The following is a 19,339-nucleotide window of genomic DNA, read 5'->3' on the forward strand; positions in this document are numbered from 1 at the left end:
CACGCCCTCGGGCGTGTCGGTGCCCGCCGCCCGATACCCATCCATCCTGGAGCATCCCTTAATGACAACCGCAACGACCGAAAAGGCAACCAAGCAGGTCGCGATCAACGACATCGGGTCTGCTGAAGACTTTCTTGCCGCGGTCGAAAAGACTCTGAAGTTCTTCAACGACGGAGACCTCATCGAAGGCACCGTCGTGAAGATCGACCGCGACGAGGTCCTCCTCGACGTCGGTTACAAGACCGAGGGCGTCATCCCCTCGCGTGAGCTCTCCATCAAGCACGACGTCGACCCCTCCGAGGTCGTCAACGTGGGCGACAGCGTCGAAGCCCTCGTCCTGCAGAAGGAGGACAAGGAGGGTCGCCTGATCCTCTCCAAGAAGCGCGCGCAGTACGAGCGTGCGTGGGGCGACGTCGAGAAGATCAAGGAGTCCGACGGTGTCGTCACCGGTTCGGTCATCGAGGTCGTCAAGGGCGGGCTCATCGTCGACATCGGCCTCCGCGGCTTCCTCCCGGCCTCGCTCATCGAGCTGCGCCGCGTCCGCGACCTCACGCCGTACCTCGGCCAGGAGATCGAGGCGAAGATCCTCGAGCTCGACAAGAACCGCAACAACGTGGTCCTGTCGCGTCGCGCGCTCCTCGAGCAGACGCAGTCCGAGAGCCGCACCACGTTCCTGAACAACCTGCACAAGGGTCAGGTCCGCAAGGGCGTCGTGTCCTCGATCGTCAACTTCGGTGCGTTCGTCGACCTCGGCGGCGTCGACGGTCTCGTCCACGTCTCCGAGCTCTCCTGGAAGCACATCGAGCACGCCTCAGAGGTCGTCGAGGTGGGCCAGGAGGTCACCGTCGAGATCCTCGAGGTCGACCTCGACCGCGAGCGCGTGTCGCTCTCGCTCAAGGCGACGCAGGAGGACCCGTGGCAGGTCTTCGCCCGCACCCACGCGATCGGTCAGGTCGCCCCGGGCAAGGTCACGAAGCTGGTCCCGTTCGGTGCCTTCGTCCGCGTCGCGGACGGCATCGAGGGCCTCGTCCACATCTCCGAGCTCTCGGGCAAGCACGTCGAGCTCGCCGAGCAGGTCGTGTCGGTCGGTGAAGAGGTCTTCGTCAAGGTCATCGACATCGACCTCGACCGCCGTCGCATCTCGCTCTCGCTCAAGCAGGCGAACGAGAACGTCGACCCCGAGGGCACCGAGTTCGACCCGGCGCTCTACGGCATGGCCACCGAGTACGACGACCAGGGGAACTACAAGTACCCCGACGGCTTCGACCCGGAGACCAACGAGTGGCGCGAGGGCTTCGAGTCCCAGCGCGAGGCCTGGGAGCAGGAGTACGCCGCTGCTCAGGCTCGCTGGGAGGCCCACAAGGCCCAGGTCGCCAAGTCGCAGGAGGAGGCCGCCACGGTCTCCGAGGGCGTCTCGGTCGGCGGCGGCTTCACCAACACCGAGTCGGCTGCCGGCGGCGGAACCCTCGCCGACGACGAGTCGCTCGCCGCTCTGCGCGAGAAGCTGTCTTCGAACAACTGATCGCATCACCACCACGACGAACGGCCGGTCCCCTCGGGGGCCGGCCGTTCGGCGTTGCAGCCGGAGCGAGGTCTCCCTGCATGCTGATCGAGCAGCCCGCGGAGCGGGCGTATCGAGATCCGCCCCCGCCCGGTGTGCAGCGCCGCTCGTTAGGCTTGACGGGTGCATCTCGCAGCCCTCACCGGAGGCATCGCCTCGGGCAAGTCCACCGTCGCCCATCGTCTCGCCGAGCTGGGAGCCGTCGTCGTCGACGCCGACCGGCTCGCCCGCGAGGTGGTCGAGCCGGGGGAGCCCGCGCTGGCCGCGATCGTCGAGCGGTTCGGCCCGGAGACCCTGCGCGCCGACGGCTCGCTCGACCGGGCGGCGCTCGGCGCGATCGTCTTCTCCGACTCCGCCGCCCGCGAGGACCTCAACGCGATCACCCACCCGGCGGTGTCGCTCCGCTCGCAGGAGCTGTTCGCCTCGGCGGCCGCCGCCGACCCCGCGGCGATCGTCGTCTACGACGTCCCGCTTCTGGCCGAGTCGCGCGGCGCGGGGGAGTTCGACGAGGTGATCGTCGTCCACGCCCCGCAGGAGACGCGCATCGAGCGCCTCATCGACCTGCGCGGCATGACCGAGGCCGACGCCCGCGCTCGCGTCGGCGCGCAGGCGAGCGACGAGGACCGCCTGGCCCTCGCGGACGCCGTGATCGACGCCTCCGGAACGCTGGAGGAGACCCTGAGCCAGGTCGACGCGCTCTGGGAGCGGCTGCGCCGCCCCTCAGTCTGAGCGCATCCGGCGGCGGGAGACCGTCAGGCCCTGCTCCTACAGTGGGAGGGCCGCAGCACGGGGGACGGCCCCAGCACGATCGCCGAGCCGAGGGGTACGACGCATGAGCGCTTCCGGAGCACGCCCGCCCGCCTCCGACTCCCGGCGCCTCCTGCTCGCCTCCGGGGCGGGCGTCCTGCTCGGTGCGGGCGCGGGAGCGGCCGCGGGGGCGCTCACCGGCCGGACCGGACCGGCTCCGGTCCAAGTGATCAGCCGTCCCGCCGGGACGTCCCGCATCGTCGACGTGCACGACCACCTCGACGAGTCGCTCCCCGCGGGTGCCGCTCGCGACACCGCTGCCTGGCAGGCGGCGCTGGCCGCCGCCGCCGTGCCGGAGGACGGGGTCGACCCGGCCGAGCACCACGCCGTCGTCACCGCACCCGGCGGGAGCTTCGTCGTCGACGAGACGCTCGACTGGGACGCCCGGGTCAGCATCGACGGCCACTGCGAGATCCGCTACACCGGCTCCGGCCCCGCCCTGCAGACCGTCGGACCCGTGCTGCAGTCCTCCGCCGCCGGCTACACCCGCCAGCACCAGACCGTGCTGAGCGATCTGCACCTGATCGGCGACGGCTCGAACACGGGCATCGCCGTGAGCGCACCGTCCCACCTGCGCGAACCCGGGCCGAAGCCCGCCTACCTCTCGTTCGCGAACGTCGTCGCGCGCAGCTTCGGCACGGCGGTCGAGCTCGGGTCGCACGCCTATCTGCTCGAGTTCCGCTCGTGCTCGTTCCAGGGGAACCGCGTGGGAGTCGTGGCGGTCGAGGACGCCGTCGATTCGGGCGAGCGCATCGCGTTCCAGGGCTGCGACCTGACCAGCAACACCGAGAGCGCGCTCCAGATCCACGGCGACCAGGAGTTCTTCGTCGACCAGTGCTCGTTCGACACCTTCTCGACGAACCAGGGCCGGGCGGTCACGATCTCGCGTGGACAGGCCCACTTCTCGCACTGCCACTTCGAGATGCAGATCCCCGACAACCACGGCTGGTTCGAGCTGGACGGCTGGGGCGCCCTGCTCTCGCTCACCGACTGCCGCTTCCTCGTCAGGGCTCGGAAGGAGGTCGACGGTGACGCCGAGCGCGGACTGATCCAGTTCTCCGGGGCAGGGGGCCAGCGGGCCGTCGTCCGGGGCGGGCAGTTCCAGGGCGGCAACTCGCGGCTGCCCTTCCTGGCGCGCGGCGACGGCGTCCTGACGATCTCGGACACCTCGGCGCTGCCCTCGACCGCGCTGCGGTTCCACGCGGCCGAGCGGATCCGCGGTGTGCTCGATCCGCACGGCTCGCGCTCGGTGCTCGCCGACGACTGGACGGCCGAGGGCGGGGCGTCCGTCGCGCCGGGGGACTCCCCGGTCGCGGGGCTCCGCGCGCTCGCAGTCGAGGACGGGTCGGGCTCCGGCGCGGTCCACCTCTTCGTGCCGATCGCCGCCGGAGCGCGGGTGCTCGCGTCGCTGGACGCGCTCTACGAGGGCTCCGGATCCGTCGCGATCGATCTCGGCTTCTCGACCGCGCGACGGGCCGACGGCCTGGGGCGGGACTGGTACTCGGGGACCGACGTCTCGGCCCGCGACTCCTTCGCCGGCGTCCGGCTCGACGACGCCTACTCCCTCCCCGCGCCGGAGTGGGCGGTCTGCGCGGTGCTCCGCGTGCGCACCGACGGCATGGCCGCGGGCGACCGCCTCCACCTGCGCGACCTGCGCGTCTCCCGCCTCTGATCGGGCGCCCTCCTGATGGTCTGTCTGCAGACTCGGCTTCCGGCGCCGGTGGATCTCGGTACGCGCGCTGCGCGCGCTACTCGATCAGCATGCAAGTGGCAGGTCCATGCTGGTCGAGCAGCCCCGCAGGGGCGTATCGAGACCCGGCGGCCCCCGCAGGGCAGTCTGCGGCCGGGGTCGGCGCGAGCCCCGTTCGCCGTCGGCGCAGGGCCGCCCCGATGTCGGTGGTCGCGGTTACGCTTCGAGCATGGAGCCAACCCGTGCCGTGCACCCCTTCGAGGTCATCAGCGAATACCAGCCGAGCGGTGACCAGCCCGGAGCCATCGCCGATCTGAGCGCCCGGATCAACGCCGGCGAGACCGACGTCGTCCTGCTCGGCGCCACCGGTACCGGCAAGTCGGCGACCACCGCCTGGCTCGTCGAGGCCGTCCAGCGGCCGACCCTCGTCCTCGCGCACAACAAGACGCTCGCCGCGCAGCTCGCCAACGAGTTCCGCGAGCTCTTCCCCAACAACGCGGTCGAGTACTTCGTCTCCTACTACGACTACTACCAGCCCGAGGCCTACGTCCCGCAGACGGACACCTTCATCGAGAAGGACAGCTCGGTCAACGCCGAGGTCGAGCGCCTGCGGCACTCGACGACCAACTCGCTGCTCAGCCGGCGCGACGTCATCGTCGTCTCGACCGTCTCCTGCATCTACGGCCTCGGCCAGCCGGAGCAGTACCTCGAGGCGATGGTCGCGCTCCAGGTCGGCCAGCGGGTCGACCGCGACCGCCTGATCCGCAAGTTCGTCTCGATGCAGTACGCCCGCAACGACGTGGACTTCGCCCGCGGCACCTTCCGGGTCCGCGGCGACACGATCGAGATCATCCCGATGTACGAGGAGCTCGCGATCCGCATCGAGATGTTCGGCGACGAGATCGAGGCGCTCTACACGCTGCACCCGCTCACCGGGAACGTCGTGAAGAAGCTCGAGTCCGTCTCCGTCTTCCCCGGCTCGCACTACGTCGCCAGCCAGGACGTCATGCACCGCGCCATCGACACGATCCAGCAGGAGCTCGAGGTCCGCCTCGCCGACCTCGAGAAGCAGAACAAGCTCCTCGAGGCGCAGCGCCTCCGGATGCGGACCACCTTCGACCTCGAGATGATGCAGCAGATCGGCTTCTGCTCCGGCATCGAGAACTACTCGCGCCACATCGACGGACGCGAGTCCGGCGAGGCGCCGCATTGCCTGCTCGACTACTTCCCCGACGACTTCCTCGTCGTCATCGACGAGTCGCACGTCACCGTGCCGCAGATCGGCGCGATGTACGAGGGCGACGCCTCGCGCAAGCGCACCCTGGTCGAGCACGGCTTCCGGCTGCCCTCGGCGATGGACAACCGCCCGCTGAAGTGGGAGGAGTTCAAGGGCCGCGTCGGCCAGACCGTCTACCTCTCGGCGACCCCCGGCCGCTACGAGATGGGGATCGCCGACGGCATCGTCGAGCAGATCATCCGCCCGACCGGCCTGATCGACCCCGAGATCGTCGTCAAGCCGACCAAGGGCCAGATCGACGACCTGCTCGAGGAGATCAAGCTCCGCACCGAGCGCGACGAGCGCGTGCTGGTCACCACCCTCACGAAGCGGATGGCGGAGGAGCTCACGGACTTCCTCACCGAGGCCGGAGTCCGGGTGCGCTACCTGCACTCCGACGTCGACACGCTGCGACGGGTCGAGCTGCTCTCCGAGCTGCGCGCGGGCGTCTACGACGTCCTCGTCGGCATCAACCTCCTCCGCGAGGGCCTCGACCTGCCCGAGGTGTCGCTCGTCGCGATCCTCGACGCCGACAAGGAGGGCTTCCTCCGCTCGTCGACCTCGCTCATCCAGACCATCGGCCGCGCCGCGCGCAACGTCTCGGGCGAGGTGCACATGTACGCGGACAAGATGACCGACTCGATGAAGCTCGCGATCGACGAGACCGACCGCCGGCGCGAGAAGCAGGTCGCCTACAACCTCGACCACGGCATCGACCCGACGCCGCTGCGCAAGAAGATCGCCGACATCACCGACGCGCTCGCCCGCGAGGGAGCCGACACCGCGAAGCTCCTGGCCGGCCGCGACGCCAAGAAGAAGAGCCCGACGCCGAACCTGCGCCGCCAGGGTCTCGCCGCGAACGGCGGCAACGACCTCGAGGCGATCATCGCCGACCTCAACGGCCAGATGCTGCAGGCCGCCGGCGAGCTGAAGTTCGAGCTCGCCGCGCGCCTGCGCGACGAGGTCTCCGAGCTCAAGCGCGAGCTGCGGCAGATGGAGAAGGCCGGGCACCTGTCCTGACCGATCCGGGCCGGCCCACGCGGGCCGGCCCACCGGTGCGGGCGGCGTCGACGAGCGCAAGTCGCGGGCTGCGGGATCAGCGGCCAGCGAACGCCCCGGGCGATGTCGGTGGCTCCGCATACACTTTCGAGGTGTCGATCCTGAACGCCGTTACGGACCCTTCCACCACCCCCTCACCCTCCTTCCACCGCTTCGTCTCCTCGCTGGACGAATCGGTGTCGAAGCTGGTGGTGAGCGGGGCCAGAGTGCACAACCTGCGCGATGTCGACCTCGAGATCCCCCGTGACTCGATGGTCGTCTTCACCGGACTGTCCGGGTCGGGCAAGTCGTCGCTCGCCTTCGACACGATCTTCGCCGAGGGCCAGCGCCGCTACGTCGAGTCGCTCTCCGCCTACGCGCGGCAGTTCCTCGGCCAGGTCGACCGGCCGGACGTCGACTTCATCGAGGGCCTCAGCCCGGCGGTGTCGATCGACCAGAAGTCGACCAACCGCAACCCGCGCTCCACCGTCGGCACGATCACCGAGATCTTCGACTACATGCGCCTGCTCTGGGCCCGCATCGGGATCCCGCACTGCCCCGTCTGCAGCGAGCCGATCTCGGCGCAGACAGTGCAGCAGATCGCCGATCAGCTGATGGAGCTGGAGGAGGGCACCCGCTACCAGATCCTCAGCCCGGTCGTCTCGCAGAAGAAGGGCGAGTTCGTCGACCTCTTCAAGGAGCTGACCGCGGGCGGCTACTCCCGCGCCATGGTCGACGGCAAGCTCATCCAGCTGAGCGAGCCGCCGGTGCTGAAGAAGCAGTACAAGCACGACATCTCCGTCGTCGTCGACCGCCTCGTCGCCGGCCCGGACATCCTCGGCCGCCTGACCGACTCGCTCGAGACGGCGCTGCGCCTCACCGACGGCATCGTGCAGATCAACTTCGTCGACGGCGAGGGCGACGGCGCGTGGACGACGTACTCCGAGAAGCTGTCCTGCCCCAACAACCACCCGATCTCGCTCACCGAGATCGAGCCGCGCACCTTCTCCTTCAACGCCCCTTTCGGCGCCTGCCCCGAGTGCTCCGGCCTCGGCACGCGGATGTCGGTCGACGACGAGCTGCTGCTCGGCGACCCCGACCTCAGCATCGCCGAGGGCGTCATCATCCCGTGGACCACCCAGGGCAAGGGCCTCTTCCAGTACTACGAGAAGCTGCTCGACGGCCTCTCCCGCGACCTCGGCTTCAAGCTGACCACCCCCTGGAAGCGCCTCAGCTCGGAGGTGCAGCAGGCCGTGCTGCACGGCGACAACTTCGAGGTCAAGGTCAAGTGGAAGAACCGCTACGGCCGGGAGATGAGCTACACCTCCGGCTTCGAGGGCGTCGTGCCCTACATCGAGCGGCAGTACGTGCAGGCCGAGACCGACGTGCAGCGCTCGCGCTGGGCCGAGTTCCTCCGCGAGGTCGCCTGCCCCGTCTGCAAGGGCTCGCGCCTCAAGCCCGAGGTGCTCGCCGTGCTCGTGCACGGCGCGAGCATCGCCGACGTCGCCGACCTCAGCCTCGGCGACGCCCAGTCGTTCATGAGCGAGCTGCAGCTCACCCCGCGCGAGGCCACCATCGCCGCGCAGGTGCTCCGCGAGATCCGCGCGCGCCTCGACTTCCTGATCGAGGTCGGGCTCAACTACCTCAACCTCTCCCGTGCGGCCGGCTCGCTCTCCGGCGGCGAGGCCCAGCGCATCCGGCTCGCGACCCAGATCGGCTCCGGTCTCACCGGCGTGCTCTACGTCCTCGACGAGCCGAGCATCGGTCTGCACCAGCGCGACAACCGCCGGCTGATCGACACCCTGATCAAGCTGCGCGACCTCGGCAACACCCTGATCGTCGTCGAGCACGACGAGGACACCATCCGCACCGCCGACTGGATCGTCGACATCGGCCCCGGCGCCGGCGTCAACGGCGGCCGGGTCGTGCACTCCGGCTCCTACGAGTCCCTGCTCGAGAACACCCACTCGCTCACCGGCGACTACATCGCCGGCCGCCGCTCGATCGAGCTGCCGAAGAAGCGCCGCAAGATCGACCGCAAGCGTGTGATCAAGGTCGTCGGAGCCAACGCGAACAACCTGCAGAAGGTCGACGTCGAGTTCCCGCTCGGCACCTTCGTCGCGGTCACCGGAGTCTCCGGCTCGGGCAAGTCGACGCTCGTGAACGACATCCTCTACCGGGTGCTCGCCAACCAGCTCAACGGCGCCCGCAAGGTGCCGGGCAAGCACACCCGCGTCACCGGACTCGAGAACCTCGACAAGGTCGTGCACGTCGACCAGAACCCGATCGGGCGCACCCCGCGCTCCAACCCGGCGACCTACACCGGCGTGTTCGACCGCATCCGCAACCTCTTCGCCGAGACCACCGAGGCGAAGGCCCGCGGCTACCTGCCCGGCCGGTTCAGCTTCAACGTCAAGGGCGGGCGCTGCGAGGCCTGCTCGGGCGACGGCACGATCAAGATCGAGATGAACTTCCTGCCCGACGTCTACGTCGCGTGCGAGGTCTGCGGGGGAGCGCGCTACAACCGCGACACCCTGACCGTGCACTACAAGGGCAAGAACATCGCCGAGGTGCTCGACATGCCGATCGCCGAGGCGGCCGAGTTCTTCGAGCCGATCACCTCGATCCACCGGTTCCTCAAGACCCTGGTCGAGGTCGGCCTCGGCTACGTCCGGCTCGGGCAGAGCGCGACCACGCTCTCCGGCGGCGAGGCGCAGCGCGTGAAGCTCGCCACCGAGCTGCAGCGCCGCTCGAACGGGCGCAGCGTCTACGTGCTCGACGAGCCGACCACCGGTCTGCACTTCGAGGACGTCCGCAAGCTCCTGCTGGTGCTCAACGGCCTCGTCGACAAGGGCAACACCGTCATCACGATCGAGCACAACCTCGACGTCATCAAGTCGGCCGACTGGCTGATCGACATGGGTCCCGAGGGCGGCGCGGGCGGCGGCCAGGTCGTCGCCATCGGCACCCCCGAGCACGTCGCGAAGGTCAAGGAGAGCCACACCGGCACCTTCCTCGCCGAGATCCTGCCGTGACGCGGCTCCGCCTCGCCGGTCGTCCCCGGAGGGCCGGGGGAGCGGGGGCGCGGGCATGACGCAGACCGTCGACTTCCGGCCGAAGCCGGGCGAGATCCCGACCCTCCCGGGCGTCTACCGCTTCAAGGACGCTCGGGGCCGGGTCCTCTACGTGGGCAAGGCGAAGAACCTCCGCGCCCGGCTCAGCAACTACTTCGCTCCGCTGCCGAGCCTGCACGAGCGCACCCGACGGATGGTCACCTCGGCGTCCGGCGTCGAGTGGACCGTGGTCGGCACCGACGTCGAGGCGCTGCAGCTCGAGTTCACCTGGATCAACGAGTTCGATCCCCCCTTCAACGTCAAGTTCCGCGACGACAAGTCGTACCCGTACATGGCGGTGACCCTCGGCGACGAGGCGCCGCGGGTGATGGTGACCCGCAATTCGAAGATCCGCGGGGCGCGGTACTTCGGCCCGTACCCGAAGATCTGGGCGATCCACGAGACGATCGACCTGATGATCAAGGCGTTCCCGATCAGGACCTGCAACGACTCCAACTACAAGCGGGCGATGCAGAGCGGGAAGCCCTGCTTCGCCTCGCAGATCGGCCGCTGCGGCGGTCCGTGCTCGCACCGGGTCACCTTCGCGGAGCACCGGGCGATCGTCGACCGCTTCGTCGCGTTCATGGGCAGCCACGACCGCAAGATGATCGGCGAGCTCGAGCGCGAGATGCGCGAGGCCGCCGAGGCGATGCAGTACGAGCGCGCCGGCAAGCTGCGCGACCAGGCCGCGGCGCTCGACGCCGTGCTCGCCAAGAGCGCGGTCGTGCTGAAGGACAACGTCGACGTCGACCTGTACGCGATCGTGCACGACGAGCTGGCCGCCTCGGTGCAGCAGTTCCGCGTGCGCGGCGGCCGGATCCGCGGTGAGCGCGGCTGGGTCGTCGACAAGGAGCTCGACATGAGCACCGCCGAGCTCGTCGACACGGCCCTGCAGGCGGCCTACGAGGGCGGCGACATCCCGCCGCGCGAGGTCGTCGTGCCCGAGCTGCCCGACGACTCCGAGGCGCTCGAGGAGTGGCTGGGCTCCCTCCGCGGTGCCAACGTCCGTCTGCGCGCCGCGCAGCGGGGCGACAAGGCGGCCCTCCTCGAGACCGCGACGCAGAACGCCAAGCACTCGCTGATGCTCTACAAGACCCGGCGCTCCGCCGACTTCACCGCCCGCACGCAGGCCCTGGAGGACATCCGCGACGCGCTCGGCATGGCCGAGGCCCCGCTGCGGATGGAGTGCTACGACGTCTCGCACCTCAGCGGCACGAACATCGTCGCGTCGATGGTCGTCTTCGAGGACGGCCTGGTGCGCAAGGACCAGTACCGACGCTTCAGCATCGCGGAGTCCACGGACGACACCGAGTCCCTCCACCAGGTGCTCACCCGGCGCCTCGCCTACCTCAAGGAGCCGACCGAGCCCGCCGAGGTCGATCCCGAGACGGGGGAGGCCAAGCGGCGCAAGTTCTCCTACCCGCCGAACCTGCTGATCGTCGACGGCGGGCAGCCGCAGGTCGCCGCGGCCCAGCGCGCGCTGGACGAGTCCGGCGTCACCGGGATCACGCTCTGCGGGATCGCCAAGCGGCTGGAGGAGATCTGGCTGCCCGACTCCGACTTCCCGGTGATCCTGCCGCGCAACAGCGACGCGCTCTTCCTGTTCCAGCGGATCCGTGACGAGGCGCACCGCTTCGCGATCACCCACCAGCGTCAGCGGCGCAAGCGCGACATCTCGTCGCAGCTGGCGGAGATCCCGGGGCTGGGCGGGACGCGGGTGCGCGATCTGCTGAAGCACTTCGGCTCGGTCACCAGGCTGCGCGAGGCGAGCGACGCCGAGATCGCGGAGGTCAAGGGCATCGGGCCGACGCTCGCCGCCGCGATCCACGGGCACCTGCATCCCTGAGGCACCACGGTCCTGCGGTGGGCGGGTCTCGATACGGCCCTGCGGGCCTACTCGACCAGTATGAAGTGCTCGCTCGACCGGCAGGGGTGCTCGCGTGGAGGGCACGCGGCCGCTCCATGCTGATCGAGCAGCCCGCGCAGCGGGCGCATCGAGATCCCCCCTCCGCCGGGTGCTCCGCTCAGGGCCACACCCTAGGCTGGAGGCCCGCCCTCCCCGAAGGAGGGTCCGCGACCACCCCACACGAGCACGGAGACCCCATGAGCACCGAGAGCGAGCAGCAGAACGTGCTGATCGTCACCGGGATGTCCGGAGCCGGACGATCCACCGCCGCCAACGCGCTGGAGGACCTCGGCTGGTACGTGGTCGACAACCTCCCGCCGCAGATGCTGCGCCCGCTGGTGGACCTCGCCCAGCGCGCGGGGGACACCGTGCCCAAGGTCGCGGCTGTCGTCGACGTCCGCGGGCGGGACTTCTTCGCCGACCTCGGCGAGATCGTGCGCGAGCTGCGCGTCGGCGTCGATCTGCGCGTCGTCTTCCTCGAGGCCGCCGACGCCGCTCTCGTCCGCCGCTTCGAGCAGGTCCGCCGCCCGCACCCGCTGCAGGGGCGCGGCACGCTCCTCGACGGCATCTCCGCCGAGCGGACCCGCCTGGCGCAGCTGCGCGAGTCGGCAGACATCGTGATCGACACCTCCGACCTCAACCCGCACCAGCTCGCGACCACGATCACCACGCGCTTCGCCGAAGCCGGCCGCGCGGGGCTGCAGATCACCGTGATGAGCTTCGGCTTCAAGTACGGCCTGCCGACCGACGCCGACATGGTCGCGGATGCGCGCTTCCTGCCCAACCCGTACTGGATCCCGGAGCTCCGCCCGCACACCGGTCTCGACGAAGAGGTGAGAGACTACGTGCTGGCCCAGCAGGGCGCGGAGGAGTTCATCGACTCCTACTCGCGTGCCCTCCGGCCGGTGCTCGACGGCTACCAGCGCGAGAACAAGCGCCACGCGACCATCGCCATCGGCTGCACCGGCGGCAAGCACCGCTCGGTCGCCGTCGCCGGCCGCGTCGCGGCCCGACTGGCCGAGCTGCCGGGTGTCGCCGTCAACGTGGCGCACCGCGACCTCGGCCGAGAATGATCCCCGCGCGCTCCGCCGCGCTCCCGACGTAAGGAAAGAAGACTCCGTGGCCCTCACTGCAGATGTCAAGGGCGAACTGGTCGCGATCGTCTCGCGCAAGAACACCGTCCGTGCCGCTGAACTGGCGACCATCCTCCGCTTCTCCGGAGGACTGCACATCATCTCGAACCGCCTCGCGGTCGAGGTCGAGCTCGACTCCGCCCCCCTGGCCACCCGCGTCCGCCGCGACCTCGCCGAGCTCTACGGCGTTCGCAGCGAGGGCAGCATCGTGTCGGCCGGCGGCTCGCGCCGCACCACCAGCTGGCTCGTCCGGGTCGTCGAGGGCGGCGACACCCTCGCCCGCCAGACCGGCCTGCTCGATCAGCGCGGCCGTCCCGTCCGCGGACTGCCGAACCGGCTGACCACCGGCACCCGCGAGGAGCTCGCCGCCGTCTGGCGCGGCGCCTTCCTCGCGCAGGGCTCGCTCACCGATCCCGGCCGTTCGGCCGCGCTCGAGGTGATCTGCCCCGGCAACGAGGCGGCGATGGCGATCGTCGGTGCGGCCGGGCGCCTCGGCGTCCAGGCCAAGTCGCGCGAGGTGCGCGGCGTGCACCGCGTGGTCGTCCGCGACGGCGAGAGCATCAGCGCGATGCTCACCCTGATGGGCGCGACCTCCACGGTCGCGAGCTGGGAGGAGCTGCGCCAGCGCCGCGAGGTGCGGGCCACCGCCAACCGCCTGGTCAACTTCGACGACGCGAACCTCCGCCGCTCCGCGCAGGCCGCCGTCGCCGCATGCTCCCGCGTCGAGCGCGCGATGGAGATCCTCGGCGAGGACATCCCCGAGCACCTCCGCTACGCCGGCCGGCTCCGGCTCGCCCACCGCGACGCCAGCCTCGACGAGCTCGGCCACCACGCCGACCCGCCGATGACGAAGGACGCGGTCGCCGGCCGCATCCGCCGCCTGCTCGCGATGGCCGACAAGCGCGCCACCGACCTCGACATCCCCGGCACCGACGCGAACCTCCCCGCCGAGCTCCAGGACCTCTGAGCCCCGTGCGAGCCGAAGGGCCGTCGGACGCGCGAACGCACGAACGCTGAGTGTCTCCTGGTTGAACGGAGGAAACGCTCCGAGTGCGGAGGGCGGCTCTCACTAGACTGGAAAGGTCGCTCAGGACACCCCGGCACACCCTCCCGCTCAGCGGTGAGGGGCCGTGAGACCCGGCGGATCACTGAGGTCGACGACCACGAACAGGAGATCGCACATGGCTGACTACACGCTCGCCGAACTGCCCTACGACTACTCGGCTCTCGAGCCGCACATCAGTGGACGGATCATGGAGCTCCACCACGACAAGCACCACGCGACGTACGTGACCGGGGCGAACACCGCCCTCGCCGCGCTGCAGGAGGCTCGCGACAGCGAGAACCTCGCGAACGTCAACAAGCTCCAGAAGGACCTGGCGTTCAACCTCGCCGGTCACGTGAACCACACCGTGTTCTGGAACAACCTCTCGCCCGACGGCGGAGACAAGCCGACCGGCGAGCTCGCCGCGGCGATCGACGAGAACTTCGGCTCGTTCGACAAGTTCAAGGCGCACTTCACCGCCTCGGCCCTCGGCATCCAGGGCTCCGGCTGGTCGATCCTGGCCTGGGACTCCCTCGGCCAGAAGCTGCTCATCGAGCAGCTCTACGACCACCAGAGCAACCACGCCGCCGCGACCGTGCCGGTCCTGCTGCTGGACATGTGGGAGCACGCCTTCTACCTCGACTACGTCAACGTGAAGGCCGACTACGTCAAGGCGTTCTGGAACATCGTGAACTGGGCGGACGTGTCCGCGCGCTTCGAGAAGGCCCGCCAGAACACTTCCGGCCTCCTGCTACTGTCGTAGCGATTCCGGCGTCCCGGGTCCCGATCCGGGACGCCGCTCTCGCAGCGATCCACACCCTCCACTGCACCGTCGAGGTGCCCTTCCTCTCCAGGAGATATCTGTGTCCGTCAAGATCGGCATCAACGGCTTCGGCCGTATCGGCCGTAACTTCCTCCGTGCGGCCCTCGCCAAGGGCAGCGACCTCGAGATCGTCGCGGTCAACGACCTCACCGACAACAAGGCGCTCGCGCACCTCCTGAAGTACGACTCCATCACCGGTCGCCTCGACGCGACCGTGGAGCTGGACGGCGACAAGATCGTCGTCAACGGCAAGCCGATCATCGTGCTCGAGGAGCGCGACCCCGCGAACCTCCCCTGGGGCGAGCTGGGCGTCGACGTCGTCATCGAGTCGACCGGCCGCTTCACCAAGTCGGAGGACGCGCGCAAGCACATCACCGCCGGCGCCAAGAAGGTCATCGTCTCGGCTCCCGCCACCGGCGACGACGTCGCGACCATCGTCCTCGGCGTCAACGAGGGCACCTACGACCCCCAGGTCCACGACATCGTGTCGAACGCGTCGTGCACCACGAACTGCCTCGCGCCCCTCGCCAAGGTCCTGCTCGACAACTTCGGCATCGAGCGCGGTCTGATGACCACGGTCCACGCCTACACCGCCGACCAGAACCTGCAGGACGGCCCGCACAGCGACCTCCGTCGCGCGCGCGCCGCCGCGGTCAACATCATCCCGACGTCGACCGGTGCCGCGAAGGCCCTCGGCCTCGTCATCCCCGAGCTCGTCGGCAAGCTCGACGGCTACGCGCTGCGCGTCCCGGTCCCGACCGGCTCGATCACCGACCTCACGGTCGAGCTGTCGAAGTCGGCCACGGTCGAGGAGATCAACGCGGCCTACAAGGCCGCCGCCGAGGGCGACCTCAAGGGCATCCTCAAGTACACCGAGGACCCGATCGTCTCCAGCGACATCGTCACCGACCCGCACTCCTCGATCTTCGACGCCGGCCTGACCAAGGTCATCGGCAACCAGGTCAAGGTCGCCTCCTGGTACGACAACGAGTGGGGCTACTCCAACCGCCTCGTCGACGTCGCCGAGCTCGTCGCCGGCAAGCTCTGAGTCACGACTCCGTGACGAGTGACACCGTGACGCTCCGCACTCTGGACTCACTGGGCTCCCTCGCCGGCACGCGCGTCGTCGTCCGCTGCGATCTGAACGTCCCCCTGAAGGACGGAACGATCACGGACGACGGCCGCGTGCGCGCGTCGGTGCCCACGCTCCAGCGGCTCGTCGCCGAGGGCGCCCGAGTCGTGGTCGTGAGCCACCTCGGCCGCCCCGACGGCGCCCCCGACTCGAAGTACAGCCTCGCGCCCGTCGCGAAGCGCCTCGGCGAGCTCCTGGACGCCCCCGTCTCGTTCGCCGAGGACACTGTCGGCGATGCGGCCTCCGCCGCGGTGGACGCCCTCGAGGACGGCCAGGTCGTCGTGCTCGAGAACCTCCGCTTCAACCCGGGGGAGACCAGCAAGGACGCGGACGAGCGCCGTGCCTTCGCCGAGAAGCTCGCCGCCTTCGGCGACGCGTTCGTCTCCGACGGCTTCGGCGTCGTGCACCGCAAGCAGGCGAGCGTCTACGAGCTCGCCCAGCTGCTGCCCAGCGCCGCCGGAGCACTGATCGCCGCCGAGCTCGAGGTCCTGGACCGCCTGACCGAGAAGCCGGAGCGCCCCTACACGGTCGTCCTCGGCGGCTCGAAGGTCTCGGACAAGCTCGGCGTGATCGACCACCTGCTGCCGCGGGTCGACTCGATCCTCATCGGCGGCGGCATGCTCTTCACCTTCCTCAAGGCCCAGGGCCACGAGGTCGGCAAGAGCCTGCTCGAGGCCGACCAGATCGACACCGTCCTCGGCTACCTCGCGAAGGCGAAGGAGCTCGGGGTGGAGATCGTCGTCCCCACGGACGTCGTCGTCGCCTCGAAGTTCGGAGCCGACGCCGAGTACGTGACGGCCCCCGCCGACGCGATCGAGGACACCGCCTTCGGGGCGGACGGCCTCGGTCTCGACATCGGGCCCGACACCGCGAAGCGGTTCGCCGAGGTCGTCGCGGCCTCGAAGACCGTGTTCTGGAACGGCCCGATGGGCGTCTTCGAGCTCGAGCCGTTCGCGGCCGGCACGAAGGCCGTCGCCCAGGCCCTCACCGAGGTCGACGGACTCAGCGTCGTCGGCGGCGGAGACTCGGCCGCCGCGGTGCGCGCCCTCGGCTTCGAGGACGGGCAGTTCGGCCACATCTCGACGGGAGGCGGAGCCAGCCTCGAATTCCTCGAGGGGAAGCGCCTCCCCGGACTGGAGGTCCTCGGATGGCAGTGACATCCCGCACCCCGCTCATCGCCGGCAACTGGAAGATGAACCTGGACCACCTCCAGGCCATCGCCTTCGTCCAGAAGCTCGCGTGGAGCCTCAAGGACGCCGATCACGACTTCGACGGCGTCGAGGTCGCGGTGTTCCCGCCGTTCACCGATCTGCGTCCCGTGCAGATCCTCGTCGACTCCGACAAGCTGCCGCTCAAGTACGGCGCGCAGGACCTGTCGAAGTTCGACAGCGGGGCCTACACCGGTGAGATCTCCGGCCAGTTCCTCAAGCAGCTCGACTGCGACTACGTCATCGTTGGCCACTCGGAGCGTCGCACGCTCCACGGCGAGACCGACGCGGACATCGCTGCGAAGACGGCCGCGGCCGTCAAGCACGGTGTCCCGCCGATCGTCTGCGTCGGCGAGACCGCCGAGGACCTCGAGAAGCACGGCCCGTCCGCGGTGCCGGTCGCGCAGCTGAAGGAGGCCCTCACCGGCCTCCCCGCGGACGCCGACCTCGTCGTCGCGTACGAGCCGGTCTGGGCCATCGGCTCCGGCCAGGCCGCCACGCCCGAGCAGGCCCAGCAGGTCTGCAAGGCCCTCCGCGACGTCGTCGCCGACATCCTCGGCGCCGACACCGCGGCGAAGACGCGCATCCTCTACGGCGGCTCCGTCAAGTCCGGCAACATCGCCGGCTTCATGCGCGAGCCCGACGTCGACGGCGCCCTCGTCGGAGGCGCCAGCCTCCAGGTCGAGGAATTCGCTGCCATCGCAAGGTTCCGGAACCACGTCGGAGTCTGACGCTCTGAGTCTCTGAAGGGGTGGGTCCACACGGGCCCACCCCTTCAGTGTTTCCGCGTCTCGCCATTCTGCTCACCGTGCACTGGCGGAGCGTGCCCCACTCGCCTGCTGGTGGGGAGCCTCGCGCCGGCGCGGGCGGAGGGGATGGCCTCGTCGCGGCGACCGGCTCGGGTCTGGCGGGCGCCCGAAGGGCGCGGGAAGGCGCCGCGACGAGGCCATCCCCTCCGCCCCTCACCAGAAGTCGAGGCCCCTGCGTATACAGCGGACAGAACACAGGGCGACGCGATTCCCCGGGGGTTCGCAGGCGCCGTTATACTCGTCGAGGCGTGCAACGCGCCAGAACTTCGAAAGGTACCGCGTGGACATCCTCCAGGTCGTGCTCCAGGTCGTCCTGGGCATCACGAGCCTCCTGCTCACCATGCTGATCCTGCTCCACAAGGGGCGCGGCGGCGGACTGTCCGACATGTTCGGCGGTGGAGTCACCTCGAACCTCGGTGCCTCGGGCGTCGCAGAGCGCAACCTGAACCGCATCACCGTGATCCTCGGCCTCGTCTGGCTGGCCTGCATCGTGGTGCTCGGTCTCATCACCAAGTTCGACACCGGAGCATAGGGGTAAACGGAATGGCATCAGGCGGCAGTGCAATCCGCGGTTCGCGCGTCGGCGCGGGACCCATGGGCGAGCAGGACCGGGGCTACCACGCCGAGCGCGTCGCGGTCTCGTATTGGGACGCCCTCGGCAACGAGACGGTGCGCCACTTCTCGGCGGCCCTCCCCGAGGACGAGATCCCCGAGGTGATCGACTCCCCGCAGTCCGGTCTCCCCGCGGGACGCGACCGGGCGAACCCGCCGCAGGTCGCGAAGTCGGAGCCCTACAAGACGCACCTCGCGTACGTGAAGGAGCGCCGCACCGAGGCCGAAGCCGCTCAGCTCCTCGAGGAGGCGCTGCAGCAGCTGCGCGCCCGCCGGGGGACCGCGACCCCCTCCTGAGCATCGCCGGCCGCAGGGCCGGTGCAACGACGAAGGGCCCGTCCTCCCGAGGAGGCGGGCCCTTCGTCGTTCCCGGACGAGCCGGGGGAGAGCTCAGTAGCTCGGTGCGATCAGCGACTCCGGCACCTCGGCCGCGGCCTCCTGGTCGACGAAGAACACGGTGCGCTTGCGGCCGAACGCGCCGGCTGCCGGCACCTCGTTCGTGCTCGCGCCCGCGAGGGCCAGCCCGAGTGCGGACGCCTTGTCGGCGCCGGCGAGGACCATCCAGATCCGGTCGGACTGGTTGATCAGCGGCAGGGTGAGCGTGAGGCGCTCGGGCGGCGGCTTGGGGGAGTTGCGGACCGCCAGCACGCCCGGCTGCGGGTGGCGGATGGCCGAGCGCTCCGGGAAGAGGGAGGCGATGTGGCCGTCGGGCCCGACACCGAGGAAGGTGATGTCGAAGCGCGGGTAGTCGCGCCCCTCGGTGGCGTGCGCGCGGAGCTCCGCGTCGTAGGCGGCGGCCGCGCCGTCGAGGTCGAGGCCCTCGTCGGACGCGGGGTAGGAGTGCACGTTCTCGGCCGGCACCTCGAGGCGCTCGAAGAGATCGCCCGCCTGCACGTCGTTGCGGTCCTCGTGGCCGCGGGGCACCCAGCGCTCGTCGCCCCACCAGAAGTGCACGCGGGTCCAGTCGACGTTGCCCGCGGCGGAGGAGCCGCCGATCTCCTTGAGAGTCGCCGCCCCCATCGTCCCGCCGGTGAGGACCACGTTCGCCGTGCCCAGGTCGTCGAGGATGTCGATCGTCTTCGTCAGGAAGCGCGCGGCGACCGAGCCTGCGAGGGTCTGCTTGTCTCGGTGGACGAGCACACGGCGGTCAGTGGTCATCGGGGTCTCCTTCGGGTCGGTCGCCATC

At 69.9% G+C, this 19,339-nt stretch carries 15 protein-coding genes; 14 read left to right on the top strand and 1 reads right to left on the bottom strand.

Translation table 11 applies throughout. The annotated features are described in order from the left end of the window. The first annotated feature begins 61 nt into the window (after positions 1–61). From rpsA to MT353_RS09615, 14 genes are all read left to right on the top strand, one after another. Complete coding sequence (rpsA, locus tag MT353_RS09550) at positions 62–1,522, top strand: 30S ribosomal protein S1 (protein ID WP_123446259.1); 1,461 nt, start codon at positions 62–64, stop codon at positions 1,520–1,522. Positions 1,523–1,684: 162 nt separating this feature from the next. Next, positions 1,685–2,290 carry a dephospho-CoA kinase gene (gene coaE / locus MT353_RS09555; RefSeq protein ID WP_243624274.1) on the top strand — a complete coding sequence of 202 codons (606 nt, stop codon included), beginning with the start codon at positions 1,685–1,687 and terminating at the stop codon, positions 2,288–2,290. Positions 2,291–2,393: 103 nt separating this feature from the next. After that, the gene (locus MT353_RS09560) at positions 2,394–4,040 is read left to right on the top strand and encodes a hypothetical protein (protein WP_243624275.1); all 1,647 of its coding nucleotides are present in this window, start codon (positions 2,394–2,396) and stop codon (positions 4,038–4,040) included. Positions 4,041–4,287: 247 nt separating this feature from the next. Then, positions 4,288–6,354: an excinuclease ABC subunit UvrB gene (gene uvrB, locus MT353_RS09565; protein ID WP_123446262.1), complete on the top strand. Its 2,067-nt coding sequence runs from the start codon at positions 4,288–4,290 to the stop codon at positions 6,352–6,354. Between the two features lie 203 nt (positions 6,355–6,557). After that, positions 6,558–9,407, top strand: coding sequence for an excinuclease ABC subunit UvrA (uvrA, locus tag MT353_RS09570; protein ID WP_160091347.1), 2,850 nt, complete (start codon positions 6,558–6,560; stop codon positions 9,405–9,407). 55 nt (positions 9,408–9,462) lie between these two features. After that, on the top strand, positions 9,463–11,331 hold the full coding sequence (gene uvrC, locus MT353_RS09575; RefSeq protein WP_243624276.1) for an excinuclease ABC subunit UvrC: 1,869 nt from the start codon (positions 9,463–9,465) through the stop codon (positions 11,329–11,331). Positions 11,332–11,588: 257 nt separating this feature from the next. After that, positions 11,589–12,464 carry an RNase adapter RapZ gene (gene rapZ, locus MT353_RS09580; RefSeq protein ID WP_123446264.1) on the top strand — a complete coding sequence of 292 codons (876 nt, stop codon included), beginning with the start codon at positions 11,589–11,591 and terminating at the stop codon, positions 12,462–12,464. A gap of 46 nt (positions 12,465–12,510) precedes the next feature. Then, positions 12,511–13,491, top strand: a complete 981-nt coding sequence (gene whiA, locus MT353_RS09585) for a DNA-binding protein WhiA (RefSeq protein ID WP_123446265.1) — start codon at positions 12,511–12,513, stop codon at positions 13,489–13,491. Between the two features lie 214 nt (positions 13,492–13,705). Further along, the gene (locus MT353_RS09590; protein ID WP_123446266.1) at positions 13,706–14,332 is read left to right on the top strand and encodes a superoxide dismutase; all 627 of its coding nucleotides are present in this window, start codon (positions 13,706–13,708) and stop codon (positions 14,330–14,332) included. A gap of 100 nt (positions 14,333–14,432) precedes the next feature. Beyond that, positions 14,433–15,440, top strand: a complete 1,008-nt coding sequence (gap, locus tag MT353_RS09595; RefSeq protein ID WP_123446267.1) for a type I glyceraldehyde-3-phosphate dehydrogenase — start codon at positions 14,433–14,435, stop codon at positions 15,438–15,440. Between the two features lie 26 nt (positions 15,441–15,466). Then, a complete protein-coding gene (pgk, locus tag MT353_RS09600; protein ID WP_243624277.1) occupies positions 15,467–16,681 on the top strand; it encodes a phosphoglycerate kinase in 1,215 nt (404 codons plus the stop codon). Further along, positions 16,672–17,463 (top strand): triose-phosphate isomerase, encoded by a 792-nt coding sequence (gene tpiA, locus MT353_RS09605; RefSeq protein ID WP_243624278.1) that lies wholly within the window; start codon positions 16,672–16,674, stop codon positions 17,461–17,463. The genes pgk and tpiA overlap by 10 nt, the downstream gene beginning before the upstream one ends. Before the next feature lie 358 nt (positions 17,464–17,821). Further along, on the top strand, positions 17,822–18,073 hold the full coding sequence (gene secG / locus MT353_RS09610; protein WP_123733087.1) for a preprotein translocase subunit SecG: 252 nt from the start codon (positions 17,822–17,824) through the stop codon (positions 18,071–18,073). A gap of 11 nt (positions 18,074–18,084) precedes the next feature. Further along, positions 18,085–18,450, top strand: a complete 366-nt coding sequence (locus MT353_RS09615; RefSeq protein ID WP_123446271.1) for an RNA polymerase-binding protein RbpA — start codon at positions 18,085–18,087, stop codon at positions 18,448–18,450. Between the two features lie 93 nt (positions 18,451–18,543). Here MT353_RS09615 and pgl read toward each other — a convergent pair whose 3' ends face one another. Next, the gene (pgl, locus tag MT353_RS09620) at positions 18,544–19,311 is read right to left on the bottom strand and encodes a 6-phosphogluconolactonase (RefSeq protein WP_123735998.1); all 768 of its coding nucleotides are present in this window, start codon (positions 19,309–19,311) and stop codon (positions 18,544–18,546) included. Positions 19,312–19,339 lie beyond the last annotated feature (28 nt).

The sequence above is a fragment of the Rathayibacter sp. VKM Ac-2927 genome, assembly GCF_022815525.1.
Classification (GTDB): domain Bacteria; phylum Actinomycetota; class Actinomycetes; order Actinomycetales; family Microbacteriaceae; genus Rathayibacter; species Rathayibacter festucae.